Origin of the sequence: Curtobacterium luteum (assembly GCF_014646995.1) — a bacterium.
GTDB lineage: Bacteria > Actinomycetota > Actinomycetes > Actinomycetales > Microbacteriaceae > Curtobacterium > Curtobacterium luteum.
This window is the reverse complement of record NZ_BMOI01000017.1, coordinates 10,563-26,060: the sequence shown is the minus strand read 5'-3', so window position 1 is coordinate 26,060 and position 15,498 is coordinate 10,563. Positions and strand designations below refer to the sequence as shown.

The 15,498-nt window shown below is 73.9% G+C and carries 17 protein-coding genes; 9 read left to right on the top strand and 8 right to left on the bottom strand.

Features of this window, described 5'->3' with window-relative positions; all coding sequences use genetic code 11:
* The first annotated feature begins 68 nt into the window (after positions 1 to 68).
* The 4 genes from IEY20_RS15590 (at position 69) to IEY20_RS15575 (ending at position 2,377) form a co-directional block, all read left to right on the top strand.
* Positions 69 to 788, top strand: coding sequence for a type 1 periplasmic-binding domain-containing protein (locus tag IEY20_RS15590; RefSeq protein WP_229728108.1), 720 nt, complete (start codon positions 69 to 71; stop codon positions 786 to 788).
* Between the two features lie 155 nt (positions 789 to 943).
* A complete protein-coding gene (locus IEY20_RS15585; protein ID WP_175327506.1) occupies positions 944 to 1,126 on the top strand; it encodes a hypothetical protein in 183 nt (60 codons plus the stop codon).
* 19 nt (positions 1,127 to 1,145) lie between these two features.
* Positions 1,146 to 1,685 carry a MarR family winged helix-turn-helix transcriptional regulator gene (locus tag IEY20_RS15580; RefSeq protein ID WP_175327507.1) on the top strand — a complete coding sequence of 180 codons (540 nt, stop codon included), beginning with the start codon at positions 1,146 to 1,148 and terminating at the stop codon, positions 1,683 to 1,685.
* Positions 1,686 to 1,768: 83 nt separating this feature from the next.
* Positions 1,769 to 2,377, top strand: a complete 609-nt coding sequence (locus IEY20_RS15575; RefSeq protein ID WP_022905081.1) for a TetR/AcrR family transcriptional regulator — start codon at positions 1,769 to 1,771, stop codon at positions 2,375 to 2,377.
* A 12-nt stretch (positions 2,378 to 2,389) separates the two neighbouring features.
* Here IEY20_RS15575 and IEY20_RS15570 read toward each other — a convergent pair whose 3' ends face one another.
* The 3 genes from IEY20_RS15570 to IEY20_RS15560 form a co-directional block, all read right to left on the bottom strand.
* Positions 2,390 to 3,259: an alanyl-tRNA editing protein gene (locus tag IEY20_RS15570; protein ID WP_175327508.1), complete on the bottom strand. Its 870-nt coding sequence runs from the start codon at positions 3,257 to 3,259 to the stop codon at positions 2,390 to 2,392.
* A 222-nt stretch (positions 3,260 to 3,481) separates the two neighbouring features.
* Complete coding sequence (locus IEY20_RS15565) at positions 3,482 to 4,597, bottom strand: Gfo/Idh/MocA family protein (RefSeq protein WP_175327509.1); 1,116 nt, start codon at positions 4,595 to 4,597, stop codon at positions 3,482 to 3,484.
* Positions 4,594 to 5,409 (bottom strand): sugar phosphate isomerase/epimerase family protein, encoded by an 816-nt coding sequence (locus IEY20_RS15560; protein WP_175327510.1) that lies wholly within the window; start codon positions 5,407 to 5,409, stop codon positions 4,594 to 4,596. Before IEY20_RS15560 ends, IEY20_RS15565 begins: the two co-directional genes overlap by 4 nt.
* A 283-nt stretch (positions 5,410 to 5,692) precedes the next feature.
* Here IEY20_RS15560 and IEY20_RS15555 point away from each other — a divergent pair, with 283 nt between their 5' ends.
* The 3 genes from IEY20_RS15555 (at position 5,693) to IEY20_RS15545 (ending at position 8,242) form a co-directional block, all read left to right on the top strand.
* Complete coding sequence (locus tag IEY20_RS15555; RefSeq protein ID WP_175327511.1) at positions 5,693 to 7,009, top strand: carboxylesterase family protein; 1,317 nt, start codon at positions 5,693 to 5,695, stop codon at positions 7,007 to 7,009.
* A gap of 138 nt (positions 7,010 to 7,147) precedes the next feature.
* Complete coding sequence (locus IEY20_RS15550) at positions 7,148 to 7,735, top strand: nucleotidyl transferase family protein (protein WP_148286310.1); 588 nt, start codon at positions 7,148 to 7,150, stop codon at positions 7,733 to 7,735.
* 60 nt (positions 7,736 to 7,795) lie between these two features.
* Positions 7,796 to 8,242, top strand: a complete 447-nt coding sequence (locus tag IEY20_RS15545; protein WP_022905075.1) for an NUDIX hydrolase — start codon at positions 7,796 to 7,798, stop codon at positions 8,240 to 8,242.
* 15 nt (positions 8,243 to 8,257) lie between these two features.
* Here IEY20_RS15545 and IEY20_RS15540 read toward each other — a convergent pair whose 3' ends face one another.
* Entirely contained in the window at positions 8,258 to 8,641 is a 384-nt protein-coding gene (locus tag IEY20_RS15540; protein WP_022905074.1) for a VOC family protein, read from the bottom strand.
* Positions 8,642 to 8,678: 37 nt separating this feature from the next.
* Here IEY20_RS15540 and IEY20_RS15535 point away from each other — a divergent pair, with 37 nt between their 5' ends.
* Positions 8,679 to 9,320: a nucleoside/nucleotide kinase family protein gene (locus IEY20_RS15535; protein WP_229728106.1), complete on the top strand. Its 642-nt coding sequence runs from the start codon at positions 8,679 to 8,681 to the stop codon at positions 9,318 to 9,320.
* 148 nt (positions 9,321 to 9,468) lie between these two features.
* Positions 9,469 to 10,302: an SDR family oxidoreductase gene (locus tag IEY20_RS15530; RefSeq protein WP_175327512.1), complete on the top strand. Its 834-nt coding sequence runs from the start codon at positions 9,469 to 9,471 to the stop codon at positions 10,300 to 10,302.
* Here IEY20_RS15530 and IEY20_RS15525 read toward each other — a convergent pair.
* The 4 genes from IEY20_RS15525 to nucS form a co-directional block, all read right to left on the bottom strand.
* Entirely contained in the window at positions 10,253 to 12,433 is a 2,181-nt protein-coding gene (locus IEY20_RS15525) for an ArnT family glycosyltransferase (protein WP_175327513.1), read from the bottom strand. The two genes, IEY20_RS15530 and IEY20_RS15525, sit on opposite strands and share 50 nt — an antisense overlap.
* Before the next feature lie 231 nt (positions 12,434 to 12,664).
* Positions 12,665 to 13,918 carry an MFS transporter gene (locus tag IEY20_RS15520; RefSeq protein ID WP_229728104.1) on the bottom strand — a complete coding sequence of 418 codons (1,254 nt, stop codon included), beginning with the start codon at positions 13,916 to 13,918 and terminating at the stop codon, positions 12,665 to 12,667.
* Entirely contained in the window at positions 13,915 to 14,571 is a 657-nt protein-coding gene (locus IEY20_RS15515) for an HAD hydrolase-like protein (protein ID WP_175327514.1), read from the bottom strand. The genes IEY20_RS15520 and IEY20_RS15515 overlap by 4 nt, the downstream gene beginning before the upstream one ends.
* A gap of 117 nt (positions 14,572 to 14,688) precedes the next feature.
* The gene (gene nucS / locus IEY20_RS15510; RefSeq protein WP_175327515.1) at positions 14,689 to 15,384 is read right to left on the bottom strand and encodes an endonuclease NucS; all 696 of its coding nucleotides are present in this window, start codon (positions 15,382 to 15,384) and stop codon (positions 14,689 to 14,691) included.
* Positions 15,385 to 15,498 lie beyond the last annotated feature (114 nt).

The following is a 15,498-nucleotide window of genomic DNA, read 5'->3' as shown; positions in this document are numbered from 1 at the left end:
CGCAGGTGCCGCGCGTCGTGGTTCCATGGTCCGGCCCTGCTCGCCCCGTCATGCCCGGAGGCCCCACCGTGAACCGCATCCGCTCCCGGACGCCCGTGCTCGCGGGCGTGCTCGCCGTGACCGTCGCGGGCGCGCTCCTGCTGACGGCGTGCTCGTCCGGTCCGAGCGGGGAGGCCGGAGGGGTCCCGACCACCCGGTCCCCGTCGTCGGACGCCGCCGGCACGCTCGGCGCCGGCTTCGTCGACCCGAGCAGTCCCCCGTCGCCCGAGGCGACGATCAGTCCGGCCCCCGGCTCCTGGGACGGCACCCACCCGCCGGCCGACTACGACGTCGTGCTGCTGTCGCCGGGGGAGTACGGCGCGGGTGACGATGCCCAGACCGCGACGCTGGCATCGGCGGTCCGGAGCTGGGCGACCGCCGAGGGGGTCACCGTGACCGACGTCCAGCCCGCATCCGCCGACGGCATGACGGACGCCGTGCTCCAGGCGGTCGCGGACCGGGCCGACCTCGTCATCAGTGTCAGGAACGCGATGGTGGACCCCGTCGCAGCGATCTCGCCGAGCGCGCTCCACCAGCAGTTCCTCGTGCTCGGCGCGGAGATCGCCGAGCCCACCTCGAACGTGACCGCCGCCGACTGGACCGGGGCGGGGTTCCGCGGCGAGGAGCTCGGGGCCTCGAGCCACCACGACCCCTCGACCTTCACGCCCGAGCGTGCTGGGCGGGCACTGCGCGCGGGGGTCGCCGCTCTGCAGCACGACCTGAACGGCACCGTCGTCTGGGTCGACTGACCGGACCCCGCGAACCGTCCGAACGGTTCAGTGCGCGAAACGTCCAAAGTGCAAACAGTTCGTTGCGCGAATCGTTGACGTCGTGAAAGAGTTCGGAACGTCCACGAGGACGACGTCCACGAGGATGCAGGGATCGACGGGAAGGCGGGTCTGACATGCACAGCACGTACACGGGGATGGCGCGGCAGGCGAGCGTCGGCCGGAGCCACCCGCGGGTGGGCCTCACGAACCAGGCGGTCATCGACGCCTTCGTGCAGCGCCGCATCAACGACCCGTCGCTCCTCTCGACGCGCTCCGAGCCGTCGTACGCCGACTTCTTCACCGCACCGACCGCTTGACCCAGGAGCGCATGACCACATGCCGTTGACCATCGTCCGCCGAGAGCACAACCACCTCTACGCCCGCCAGCCGCGGTCCGCCGCCGCACGGGGCGCCGTCGAGTCGATCCTGCGGCTGCAGCACGCCGAGGAGCAGCAGGTCGAACAGGCCCGGATCGAGAGCGGGTTGGCCAAGAACGAGTCGCTCGCGCTCCGGTACCTGCTCCAGGCGGAGCGCGACGCCCGGCCGATGGGGCCGAAGGACCTCGCGGTCATGCTCACGGTGTCGAACGCGTCGGTCACGAAGATCGTCGACGGTCTGGTGGAGAGCGGTGACCTCGTGCGCGATGCCCACCCCACGGACCGGCGGCAGCAGGTGCTGCGTCCGACCCCGCAGGCGGCGGCGAAGATCGACGGGTCCTACGCGCGGTTCCACGAGGCCGTGGTCGGCGTGCTCGACAACCTCGACGACGCCGACAACGAGGTCGTCGCCCGGGCGCTGTCGTCGATCGTGGATGCGCTCACGGCCGGGATGCCCACCCCGGTCGACGAGTACACCGTCGCCGCAGGGCAGGCCTGATCGCTCCACGGACCGGCCCTGTCGTCGTGTGACCGGGGGCTCGGGCGCTCGCGCGGAAAACCTTCCAGCGGTAAGTTGGCGGGATGACCTCCCCGCCGGACGACGACACGGCCCCGCAGCGCCGTGGGTACCGCAAGGGTGCCGAGCGTCGGGCGCAGATCCTCGACCAGGTGATCCGCATGGTCGCCGAACAGGGCGTGGACGCGTCGTCCCTCCGCTCGGTCGCCGAGTCGCTCGGCATCACGCACGCCGCCCTCCGGCACTACTTCCCGAGTCGTGACGAGCTGCTGCTGGCGGTCTACCACGAGCACGAGGTCCGCGAGCAGGGCGCTCCTGACCGGGTGAAGTCCGCGGTGGGCGACATGCGTGACAGCGCGGTCCGCAACCGCGCCGTCCCGGGGCTGGTGCAGCTGTACACGACCCTCTCGGCCGACGCGGTGCAGGAGGGACACCCGGCGACGCGCGAGTTCGTGCGCGAGCGGTTCACGGGTCTCCGGGCCGAGCTCGCCGAGTCCATCGCGTCGGACCAGGCTGCGGGCCGCATCCGCCCCGACCTCGACGCGGTCGACCTGGCGAGCCTGTGCATCGCGGCGTCGGACGGTCTGCAGGTGCAGTGGCTGCTCGACCCCGACGCGGTCGACGGCGAGCGGGTGCTCCGCCTGCTCGAACGGCTCGTCCCGCCGGTCGACTGAACCGGGTGCGACTCAGCGGGGGGTGAGCGTCGTCGTCATCGTGACCACGCGAGCCCCCGGGACGTCCTCCACCGAGATCGCGACCGTCGGGTCGACGAGGTCCGAGAGCGCGTCCGGGTGCGTCCCGCCGCACGGGATCGCCGCCACGCCGTCGGGCAGCTCGCACCGCCACTGCCGACGAGCGGACAGCCGGGAGTCCTCCGCCACGACGTGGATCGGACCCCCGGTCGCCGTCCACGCGCGGAGCAGCCCGGTCACGCGGTCCGCGATGCCGTCGGCGTCGTCGAAGGCGCCCGGGTCGAAGCCCTTCTTCCGGAGCGACTTCCCGATCCGGTAGACGTCCTCGGAGCGGTACTCGCCGATCAACGACCGCACGATCGCGAGGGAGTCGAACGCCGGCCGGCCGAGCGAGTCCTCCGGCACGGGCTTCGACCAGCGGTCCGCGAGCACGGCGTCGAGGGCGAGGGCCGCGAGGTGGCAGGCGCTGTGCGCGACGCTGAGCGCCGTCCGGAACCCCCGGTCGACCGTGACCGTCGCGCGGTCCCCGAGTGCCGGCGGGTCCGCGTGCACGACGTGGGCGACCGCGAACACCCACCCCTCGGTGCCGGTGCGCACCGGGAGGTCGTCACCGACGTGGACCGTCCCGTCCTGGACGCCCGCGACCCGGACCTCGACGCCGTCGTACTGCGCGTCCGGCGTCGAGAGCGTGACGCGGTCTGCCGGCTGGTCCGGCCAGGCGGTGTCGACCGGGTGAGCTGCCGTCCGGTCCAGGAAGACCGCCCAGCGGTCGCCGCCGACCGGCTCGACGTGCACGACCGTGCCCTCGCTCGTGACCGTCCCGGCGGGGTAGGTGACCTCGGTGTCGATCGTCGGTGCTGCCATGTCCGTCCTCCTGCCGCACCGTACCGCTCGGGCGGCCAGTCGCGCTCCCGCGGACCAGCGCGTCGCCGGGACGCGCACGCGCGGTCTCGCTGGGCGCCCGTCGCTGACACCGCGGCCCGCGGTACCGAGCCGAGCCGCGCCTCCAGGCAGGGACGTCAAGACCACCGCAGGACGCACGAGGGGCCGGTTCCCGACGGAACCGGCCCCTCGTGGTGCTGGCGACTAGGCTCGCACGCCCTCCGCGAGCACCGCGGCCGAGGGGTCGAAGTCCTCGGGCAGCGGTTCGGGCTTGGTGATGCGCGAGGCGATCTCCACGGGCTGACCCGACTCGGCGGCGTCGCGGATGCCGAGCATGACGTCGAGCGCGTGCGACGCGACGGCGCCGGAGGCGCGCTCCGGCCGACCCTCGGCGATCGCGCGGGCCAGCTCGACGACACCCGTGCCACGGCCCCAGGTCGAGCCCGTGTGCGCGAGCGTCGTCGGCTCGTCCTCGCCGAGCGTCCACAGGGTGCTGTCGCCGTCGAAGACGTTCGGGTCCGGCAGCACGATGGTGCCCTCGGAGCCGTTGATCTCGACGAAGCCGTTGCGGGGCAGGGCGTGCTGGAACGACAGGGTCGTCTGCGCGGACTGGCCGTCGGCGAACGAGATGAGCGCGGCGTGGTGCGTGGGCACCTCGACGGGGAACTCGGTGCCGGCGCGGGGACCCGAACCGATCACGCGGGTCTCGCGCGACTTCGACGACACGGCCTGCACGCGCGAAGCGGAGCCGAACGCGTGCAGCAGCGTCGTGACGTAGTACGGGCCGATGTCGAACAGCGGACCGGCGCCCCGGGCGTACAGAAACTCGGGGTCCGGGTGCCACTGGTCCGGTCCGGGCACGTGGAACATCGTCGTCGCGGTGAGCGGCGTCCCGATGTCACCGCGGGCGATGGCGCGGATCGCGGTCTGGATGCCCGCGCCGAGCACGGTGTCCGGCGCGGTCGCGTAGCGGACGCCGGCGGCCTCGGCGGAGGCGAGCAGGTCCTGCGCGTCCTCGGCGGTCGTGGCGACGGGCTTCTCGCTCCAGGTGTGCTTGCCGGCGGCGATGATCTGCTGGCCGACCTTCGCGTGCTCGGCCGGGATCGTGATGTTCACCACGATCGAGACGTCGTCACGGGCGAGGAGCTCCTCGACCGTGCCGTACGAGGCGACGCCGTACTTCTCGGCCTGGGCCTTCGCGCGCTCCTGGATGAGGTCCGCGACGAACAGGACCTCGACGTCGGCGAACTGCGTGAGGTTCGTCAGGTACTGGTCGGAGATGTTGCCGGCACCGATGATGCCGACGCCGACGCGGCTCACGCTGCGCCCCCGGCGGTGTCGTTCTCGCGCAGCCACTGCAGCGACTCGGTGATGCCCTCGAAGACGTCCCCGGCGTAGGCGTCGAACTCGACGACGCGGATGGCCTGCGGCGCGGCGGCGAGGATGCCCGCGACGTCGACGTCGCCCTGGCCGGCCGGCTTCTGGTTCTCGAACGCCCGCTGGAGCGCTTCCGGGACGATGAGGGCGCTCTCGGCGGAGGGGAGGGCGGTGAGGATGTCGCCGTCGACCTTGCCGTCCTTGACGTGGATCGCGACGACGCGGTCGCCGAGCGAGCGGAGCACTGCCGGAGCGTCCGCGCCGCCGACGGTGGCCCAGAAGGTGTCGACCTCGAGGACGGTCTCGGGGTGGAGCTGCGCGACGAAGTGGTCGTAGACCGTGCGGCCGTCGACCTTGTTCGTGAACTCCCACTGGTGGTTGTGGTACCCGAACTTCAGGCCGTGCCCGGCGGCTTCGGCGGTGAGTTCGTTCACCCGGTCCGCGATCTTCTTGACGTCGTCGGCGGTCTGCCAGCGGTCGGTCGGGATGAACGGGTCGATGACGGTCTCGATGCCGAGGCGCTTCGCGGCGTCCCAGATCGGGGCGGTGTCCTCGGCGTCGATCACGGCGACGTGACCGGAGGGCGCCGTGAGGCCGTTGGCCTGCAGTGCCCGCTCGAGGTCGTCGACCCGCTCGACGAACGCGTACGGCTCGACGTTCTCGTAGCCGATCTCGCGGACCCGGGCGATGGCCGTGTCGAGGTCTTCGGCGATGGCGTCGCGCAGCGAGTAGAGCTGCACAGAGGTGGTGGGCATTGCGGAGTGCTCCTTCGGTCCTGACTGGTGTCGCGGCACTGGATGTCGCAGCACCGGGGGTCGCAGCCCGTCGAGGAGCGATGCTCCACGGCGAGATCGATGACGACGCTACCGGAGAAACCACCCGCTGTGTAGTTTTCGACGCCGTGTTGCGTTCCTCGCACCGCGGAGGGCCGCGCCGGCGGGGTCGCCATCGGGCTCCGGCCCCGTCCGCGCCCGGGGGCACGGCCCGTCATCGGGCTCCGGGCCCGCGCCCGATGCTCGGCCCGCTAGCGTGGACGGCATGCCCGATCTGCGCGCGTTCGACACCTCGGTCGGCACCGTCCTGGCCCGCGTGGACGGCGACGTCGTCCGGGCGCAGGGCATCCCCTACGCGACCGCCGAACGGTTCCGTCGACCGCTGCCGGCGCCCGCGTTCCCGGAGCCCTTCGCCGCGGTCACCCCGGCCCCGGTGGCGCCGCAGCCCCCGGCGGCGTTCGTCGACGAGCTGCTGCCGCCGATGCAGCACCTCGGCGTCGACGAGGACTGCCAGCGTCTGACGATCACCCTGCCCGCGGACGCACGCCCCGACGAGCGCCTGCCCGTCATGGTGTGGGTGCACGGCGGCTCGTACGTCATCGGCGGCGGCGACCTCCCGATCCACGACGCCCACGACCTCGTGGCGGAGCAGCGCGTGGTCGTCGTGTCGGTGACCTACCGCCTCGGGGTGCTCGGCTTCCTCGGCGACGGCGAACGCGTCCCGGCCAACCTCGGGCTGCTCGACCTGGTCGAAGCGCTGCGGTGGGTGCGGGCGAACATCGGGTCGTTCGGCGGCGACCCCGACACCGTCACCGTGTTCGGGCAGTCCGCGGGCGGGGACGCGATCGCGCACCTCATGATCAGCCGTGGCGCAGAGGGCCTCTTCCGACGGGCGATCATCCAGAGCGCACCGCTCGGCATCTCCCGACGGCGCGCCCGGATGAGCCGCGCGGTGCTCCGAGCCGTCGGTGCCGTCGACGCGGCGACCCCGCTCGAGGACGTCCTGGCCCGGCAGCTGGCGGGGGCGCGGGCCGGAGCGCCGTTCGGCCTCCGCGGCGGGATGCCGTTCGGCACGCAGTACGGGCAGGACCCGCTGCCGACGGAGTCCCGTGCAGCCGACGCGTGGCGTGCGGTGGCGCCCGACGTCGACGTGCTCATCGGGTCCGCGGTCGACGAGGCGGCGATGTTCGTCCGGTCGGTGCCCGCGATCGCCGCCGTCTCCCGGACGCGGGTGCTGCGGCCGCTCGTGCGCTGGTGGCTCGTCCGCCCGCTGTCCGAGGTGGTCTACGGCCGTGACGTCCGGCGGTTCCGCGACCGGCACCGGGCCGCGGGCGGGCACGCGACCTCCTACCGGCTGCTGCGGGGCACGACGGCGCGGCCGACCGGCGCGGTGCACATGAGCGACCTGCCGATGCTCCTCGGCGGGCGGGCCGCCTGGGCCGGCTCGGCCTTCGTGCCCGAGCGCGACTGGCCGGCGGTGGACGAGCGCGGGCGGCGCATCCGCACGGTGTGGGCCGAGTTCGCCCGGACGGGTCGCGTGACGGCTCCCGACGACGACACGATCACGTTCGACCGGGGCTGAGCGGTGCGGGCCCGCTACGCGTACCGGGCCCGCACCGGCACCGGCACCGGCACCGGGATGGTCGGGACCGCACCGGCCCCACCTCGTCCCCCGGACTGGGCGGTGCCCCGGCTCCGCCGCCGCCCCAGAATCGACGGCATGTCCGATTCCGATGCCGAGCTCCGCTCCCGTGTGGTGACCGGTGCGATCGCGGCCTACCGTGCCGGCGACTTCCACAGCGTCGGTCACGTCGAGATCGCCCGGGCGGCCGACCTCGACGTCGACGACGTGCGGCGCGCCTACCCCATCTGGGACCTCCTCGTCGTCGCGGTGATGGACCGCTGGAACAACGGGAGCCGCCGGGCGCTGTGGAGCGTGGCCGAACGGGACGGCGTGGTCGCGTACCTCCGAGCGCGCCTGCAGGCCGGGCTGGACGAACCGTCGCTCGTCCGGCTGCGGATCGCCCTCCTCAGCGCGGCGTCGACGCCGGGCCACCCGGCCGAGGGCTGGTTCCGTGCGCAGTACGACCACTCGTTCGAGGACATCACCCTCGGCCTCTCCCGCGACGTCGTCGCCGGTCGTGAGCCGGAGGGGACGTCCCCGCGGCACGCCGCCGAGCAGCTCGTCGCGCTGTACGAGGGCCTGCAGCTCCAGGCCCTGCTCCGTGACGACACCGAGGTCATCGGCGGGTTCGACCGTGCGGTGGCGCGACTCCGGGTCGGCTGGCGGTCGAGCGCGACGGTGTGACGGCCGCAAGGCGCGGCGCGGCTGAGCGGGTCGCGCTCGCGTTCCTGGCATGGTCGGGTGATGGAGTACACCGACTACGACACCCGACTCGCGGCCTACGCCGTGGTCACGGAGGGCGACCGGGTGCTCCTCGCGCGACTGCGCTTCCCGGAGTCCGGCACCTGGACCCTGCCCGGTGGCGGCGTCGAGTTCGACGAGACCGTCGAGCAGGCGGTCGTGCGGGAGGTCCGGGAGGAGACCGGACTCGAGGCCAGGGTCGGCGCCCTGCTCGGTGTCCGCCACCACGTCGTCCCGCCGGAGCGCCGGATGCACGCGGGCGCGCGGGGTCGGCCGATGAAGGCCGTGCAGGTCGTCTTCCGCGCGACGATCGTCGGCGGGGAGCTCCGCGACGAGGTCGACGGCTCCACGGACGAGGCCCGTTGGGTCCCGATCGCGGAGCTGCCGCACCACCGGCACGGCCTGCTGGTCCCGATCGCGCTCGGCTGGGCGGGCGCGCTCACCCGCTGACGGGGACGCGGCGGCTCACCGGCTCGGGCCGGACTCCTGCTCCACGATGCTCAGCACGTTGCCGGACGGGTCCGTGAACCAGGCGATCAGCGGTCCGCCGTTCCGGTTCACCCCCCGCTCGTCGGTGACGCCGTCGTACTGCAGGAACCGCACGCCCGCGGCGGTGAGCTCGTCCACGGCGGCGTCGACGTCCGGCACCGGGAAGTTCAGCACCGTGAACGACGCCGGCTCGTGCGCGGGACCCTTCGGGTAGACGAGCACGTGCGTCCCACCCACCTGCAGGGAGAGCATGCCGTGCTCCTCGGTGACCGGGACCCCGAGCACACCCTCGTAGAACGCCCTGGCCTCCGGCACGTCCCGGACCGAGAACCCGCTGAACGCCGTCGTCGCATCCACCATGCGGCCAGTGAACCACCGGGCCTGCCAGGATGGCACCGTGTCCCAGCCCCGGATGAACGTCGACGAGGCCGTCGCGCGCGCCGTGGACCTCGCGTCCGGCCCCGACCGGGTGGTGCTCGGCATCGCCGGGGCCCCGGGAGCAGGCAAGTCGACCCTCGCCCGGCGCATCGTGACGGCCGTGGACGACCACGCCGGACGTGGGACGGCGGTCCAGGTCCCGATGGACGGCTTCCGCCTGGCGAACGCGGCCCTCGACGCCCTCGGACGGCGCGACCGCAAGGGCGCGATCGACACGTTCGACGCGGGCGGCTACGTCGCACTGGTCCGTCGCCTCGCGGTCGCCGACGAGCCGGTCGTCTGGGCACCCGACTTCGACCGTCGGGTGGACGAGCCGGTCGCGGGCAGCATCCCGGTGCCGCGCAGGACCCGTCTCGTGGTGACCGAGGGCAACTACCTGCTCGACGAGGACGCCCCCTGGGCGGACCTGCCGTCGCTGTGCACCGAGACCTGGGCGTGCGTCGTCGACGACGCCGTGCGCGTCGACCGCCTGGTGGGCCGGCACATGCGGCACGGCCGCGACCACGACGCCGCGCGCGCCTGGGCGCTCGATGTGGACGGCGTGAACGCCGCGAGGGTCGCTGCCACGGTGATCCGTGCCTCCCGGACGGTCGCGACGTGACCACCCGCACGGCGCGACCCGGCAGACGTCGTCACCCGCACGGCGCGACGCGGCACGCGGTCCCGCCCGGACGACGCGACGGTCCGGACGTCACCACCCGCACCACGCGGCCCGGCAGGCGGGTCCGCACCCGACGGAAGGACCGACCATGACCATCGCCGTCACCGGGGCCACCGGCAACATCGGCGGCGCGGTCGCCCGGGCGCTCGCCGCCGACGGCGTGCCGTTCCGCATGCTCGTCCGCGACCCGGACCGCGCCCCGCGGTTGCCGGGCGCCGAGGTCGCGGTCGCGACCTACGGCGACGCCGGGGCGAGCCGCGCCGCGCTCGACGGCGTCGACCTGCTCCTCATGGTCTCCGGAGCGGAGGCCGAGGACCGCCTCGCGCAGCACCGCGCGTTCGTCGGCGCCGCGGCGACCGCCGGGGTCCGGCACGTCGTCTACACGTCGTTCGTCGGCGCCGCGGCCGACGCGACCTTCACGCTCGGGCGCGACCACTGGGCGACCGAGGAGGCGATCCGTGCGACCTCGATGGCGCACACGTTCCTCCGTGACTCGTTCTACCTCGACTTCGTGGAGGACCTCGTCGGCGAGGACGGCGTGATCCGTGGCCCGGCCGGCGACGGCGCGATGGCGGCGGTCGCCCGGGCCGACGTCGCGCGGGTGGCGACCGCCGTGCTGCGCGGACCGTCCGCGCACCTGGACCGCACGTACGAGCTGACGGGCCCCGCTGCGATCACGCTCGACCAGGCTGCGGCGACGGTCTCGGCGGTGCGCGGCACACCGGTGCGGTACCACCGGGAGACCGTCGAGGAGGCGTACGCCTCACGGGCGCGGTGGGACCCGGAGCCCTGGCAGGCGGACGCGTGGGTCAGCACCTACACGGCGATCGCCGAGGGGGCGCTCGCGCGCGTCTCGGACGACGTCGAACGGGTCACGGGGCGGCGACCGCTCTCCTTGCGTGACGTCCTCGAGCAGGGCTGACCAGCACCTGGACGGGGCCGTGCCCGTCGGCGGGGTGCACGAGCACCCGGCCGACCGAGGGACCGGGCAGCCCGCAGCGCCAGACCGACCACGCCACCGGCGGGACGCGCCCGGCACGGCGTCCGAGCAGGACCGTGTGGTCGTGGCGGAGCGTCGGCGAGCGGTGTGCGACGACCATCCGGCAGCCGCCGTCGAGCGCGGCACGGAGCACCGGGTCGTCGCGGTCGCTGCCGGCCCGGATGACGAGCACGTGCAGACCGTGTGCGATGCGCTCACGGACGTCCTGGGCCGTGAAGACCGGCACCCTCCCCGAGAAGCCGCCGTCGGTCAGGACCGGCAGCCCGGTCGCGGAGATCACCAGTGACGAGATGCGCCACGTGTCGGTGAGGAAGAGCGGCAGGCCGGGGGCCTGGTGCGCGTCGAGGCGCTCGGCCTCCGCGACGAGCCGACGGACGTCGGTCGGGTAGTACGTCGGCTCCCCACCGCGCCACTCCGGGGCGGACACCGCGAAGGGGGTGTCCGGTCGGTGCCGCCCCACCGACGCGTCGAGACCGCTGCCGTCGCGTGCCGCGTCGAGCGCCTGCAGCGAGAAGGCGGCCGGTCCGGCCACGACGGCCAGTCCGGTGACGACCGCGACGACCGCCCGGGAGGCACGGAACGGGTCCGCCCCGCGTGTCACCACCGAGCGTGGCGGCAACACCACCGCGACCAGCGCCGCGACGACCGTCGCCGTCGCGATCGTCGTCGCCGGGCGGGTCAGGACCGCGGGCGCCTGGCTGCCCGCGGCGAGGTACTGCCACCACCAGGCCTGGCCGACGGCGAGGACCACCGGCACGGCCCGGACCCAGACGACGTGCGACCGCGCGAGGGCGACAGCGGCCCGCCACCCGACCGCGCCGAGGACGGCGAGCTGCACCCCGACGGCGGCGAGGTACGCGGTGTGCGGGATCCGCGTCACGGAGAGGACGCCGGCCGCGGTCACCAGCCAGACGGTGACCACCACGAGGGTGACGGCGCCGGTGCGGGGGGCGGCGGCCGTGCCGGTGGTCGTGCCGGTGCCGGCCGTCGTGCCGGTGCCGGCCGTCGTGCCGGCGCCGGTGCTGAAGAGGCCGCCGAGTGCGTCGGCGGCGAGTCGACGACCCAGGCAGAGGACGACCACGCCGACGAGGACGGCGAACACGGCCGCGGGCAGCATCCACGAGACCTGCGAGCCGAGGTGCGGTTCGAGCAGCTTCGTGATCCGCCCCGGGTCCCCGGCGGACGAGGCGGCCGTGGACGGGCGCACCGCCACGGACCCGGGCCAGGCGCCGGCGTGCAGCCGATCGAGCCCGTTGTAGCCGAACACCATCGCCCAGGGGTCGTCGTCGGTGGAGCCGTCGACGTACGGCCGGGCCCCGACGGGCGTCCGCGCCAGCCCGACCACCCACACGAGCGACGCGGCGCCGGTCACGACGCCGAGCGCCGTCGTCCGCGCGAGGCGCCACCACACGCCCCAGCGCCGACCACCCGGGCGGGCGGTGGCGAGCAGGGTCCCGAGGAGCAGCGCCGGCAGCACGAACCACTCCTGCAGCATCTTCGCCTGGAACCCGACGCCCACCGCGAGCCCGGCGGCGACGAGCGGCCACCACCGTCCGGTGATCGCGGCCCGCTGCCAGCAGAGCAGGGCGGCGGCGAGGGCGGCCGTGACCATGCCGTCCTCCATCGGGTGCGCGAACATCGAGACGAAGACCGGCGTCGTCGCGGCGGCCAGGGCGGCGACGAGGCCGGTGCCGACCCCGCCCCACCGGAGCCCGACGACCGAGCAGGCCCACACCGTGACGAGGCCCTCGAGGAGTTCGGGCAGCGCGATCGCCGTCGTGGAGTCCCCGAGCAGCCGGATGCTGAGCGCCTGCGGCACGAGGAACCCGGCGAGCTTGTCGAGGGTCACCGTCGCACCGGGGTCGAAGGCGCCGGACAGCATCGCGGGCCACGACTCGGACATCGACCGGGCGGCCGCCGCGTAGAAGGGAGCGTCGCCGCCGCGGGCGAGGTTCCAGCCCAGCAGCACGGTCGCGCCGAGCAGCACGAGGAGCAGTGCCAGCCGCGCTGCGAGGTGTTGGTCGGCCCAGCGGGCCGGTCGTCCGGTGTCCACACCTGGACCCTGGCCGTCCGGGATGACGGTGCACCGCGATCGAGCCGCCAGCACGCCCCGAACACACGACCTCCGCTGAGCCGACGTGCGGCTCGTCCGGTCATCGTCCAGGAAACGCGCAGCCGGGACCGAACAGGGTCTCAGGCGTTCCCGAGGTGCGAGGCCCCGGCTGACCTGCTCGCGGTTGCCCCGCGGCGGCCGGAGGTCCTGGTGGGCGCGGTCGCCCCGGGGTCAGTCGACCCGACGCGCGGCGATCGACCCGACCACGCCGAGGACGAGCACCGCCACGAGCACGACGAGCAACGGTGCCGTCCAGTCCCCGGTGGCCCCGTGCAGCGTGCCGGCGACGAGCGGTCCCGCGCTCCCGATGAGGTACCCGCCGCCCTGCACGAACGCGGACATCCGTCGGGCGTCGGCGTCGCTCGACACGATCCGGACGATCACGGTGAACACGATGGTGATGCCGCCGCCCTGCGCCGCGCCGCCGAGGACCGACCAGAGGAGCCACAGCTGCGGCGCGAACAGGAGTCCGAGCGGCATCGCCAACCAGAAGAACTCGACGAGCGCGATGATCGCCCGTGGTCGCCACCGCGCCGCCAGCACCGGGACGCCGAGCGCGCCGATGACGGCGAGGATCTGGAACACCGACGAGCTCGCGCCGGACGACTCCTTCGAGAAGCCGATCTCGTCGTGCAGGAGCGTCGGGATCCAGGCGGTGAGGGCGTAGTACGAGAACGCCTGCCCGCCGAACGCCAGGGTGAGCCCCCACGTGATCCACCGGCGGGCCGGCGCGGGCGTCGGGGCGGTCGCCTTCCGCTCGTGGTCGGTGTCGAGCACGAGGTCGATCGGCCCGGTCTCCGGGACGGGTTCGACCACGGACGGCCGACGCCAGGCCGCACGGGGACCGACCGTGAACGTCCAGCCGATACCGGCGAGCACCGCCAGGACGCCCCACACCGCGATGGCGACCGGCCAGCCCCAGACGGCCGCGATCGGCGCGGTGCCGAGCGAGGTGATCATCGACCCGACGTTGAGCGCCGACGTGTAGACGCCCGTCACGAGCCCCACGCGCTCGGGGGCGGTGTCACGGCGGATCACCACGGGGATGACGACGTTGCCGATCGTGATGCCGATGCCGATCACCGCGGTGCCGACGAGCAGCGCCGCCGACGAGGGCAGCGACCGGACGACCGTGCCCACCAGGACGACGACGAGCGAGAGGGACACCGCGCGTTCGGGGTCGGCCTTCGCGATCACCCAGCTCGCGAGCGGCGTGGCGAGGGCGAAGCACAGCACCGGGATCGTCGTGAGGAGCCCCGCGATGCCCGCGGTGAGCCCCAGGTCGGCGCGGACGTCCCCGATGACGGGAGCGGTCGCGACGATCGGGCCGCGGAAGTTCAGTGCGATGAGGACCACCGCGGCCGGCAGCAGCCAGGCGGCGTCGCGCAGGCGAGCGGTCCGGCCCGTGGCGCCCCTGGCGGTCACGGCAGCAGGATCGGCAGGAGGTCGAGCGGGGTGGCCGCCTGCGCGACGGTGCCCTCGGCCTCGGCGGGGGAGCCGTAGCCCCACGCCGCGAAGATCGTCGGCACCCCGTGGACAGCGGCGCCCTCGACGTCGTGCTTCCGGTCGCCGATGAGCACCGGACGGCTGACGTCGAACCCGCGGGCGTCGAGCCGACGCAGCGCCTCCGCGACCACGTCGGCCTTCGAGCTCCGGACCTCGTCGTCGCTCGCGCCGGTGATGATGTCGATGTCGCCGGTCAGGCCGTAGTGCTCGAGGATGTACGTCGCCGGGGTCTCGGGCTTGCTCGTCGCGGTCGAGATCGGCAGGCCGGCCTCGTGCAGGGTGTGCAGCACGACGTCGATGCCGGGGAACATCGCCGAGTCGAGGGCGCCGTGCGAGAGGTAGTGCTCGCGGTAGACGGCGAGCGTGTGCTCGGCCTGCGCGGTGTCCATGCCCATGGCGTCGTGGAAGGTGTCGAGGATCGGCGGTCCGACGAACGACATGAGCGTCGCGTGGTCCGGCACGGGGACGCCCACCGTGGTGAAGGTGTGCGTCATGCTCTCGAGGATGCCCGGAGCGGAGTCGCTGATGGTGCCGTCGAGGTCGAAGAGGATGGCGGTGAACGGGCGCGTCATGTCCTGCCCAGCCTAGCCGGGGCCTTGGACGCGCCCGTCCGGGTGCCGCGCCGGCGGGACGGAGGTGGCCCGGGCCTCCCGACCGTGCGCGTTTCGACAGCCGGCCCGGCCCCCGCCTCAGAACAGGCGGGTGTGCCCGCCCTCGATGCCCCGCATCGCGTCGTAGTCGAGCACGAGGACGCGGATCCCGCGGTCCTCGGCGAGGGTCCGGGCCTGCGGGGCCACCGTCTGCGCGGCCAGCACGCCCTGCACCGGGCGGAGCAGCGGGTCGCGGTTCATGAGCTCGAGGTACCGCGTCAGCTGCTCGACCGCGTCGATGGTGGCGTTGCGCTTCATCTCCACTGCGACGCTCGCCCCCGCGTCGTCCCGCGCGAGGATGTCGACCGGGCCGATGGCGGTCATGTACTCGCGGCGGACGAGGGTGTGGCCGTCGCCGAGGAGCTCGATCTGCTCGGCGAGGAGCTGCTGCAGGTGTGCCTCGACGCCGTCCTTCACGAGCCCGGGGTCGACGCCCAGGTCGTGCGACTCGTCCGCGATCACGTCGTACAGGCTCACGACGAGCTTGTCCTGCGTCTTCTTCTGCGTGACCGTCCACACCTGCGTGATACCGGCCTCGGCCTGCTCCTGGCTCGGCTCACCCATCTCGATCGAGCAGGGCGGGCTCATCCAGTTCAGCGGCTTGTAGCTGCCGCCGTCCGAGTGCACGAGCAGCGAGCCGTCCGCCTTGAGCATGAGCAGGCGCGTGGCGAGGGGGAGGTGGGCCGAGAGTCGCCCCGCGTAGTCGACGGAGCAGCGGGCGATGACGAGACGCACCCGGCGATCCTAACGGTCGGTGCGTGCCCCGGTCGTGTCGGCGCCGGACCGGTCGGTCGACGCGGCGGTGTCGGCGCCGGGCCGGTCGGTCGACCCCGCGCTGTCGGTGCCGGC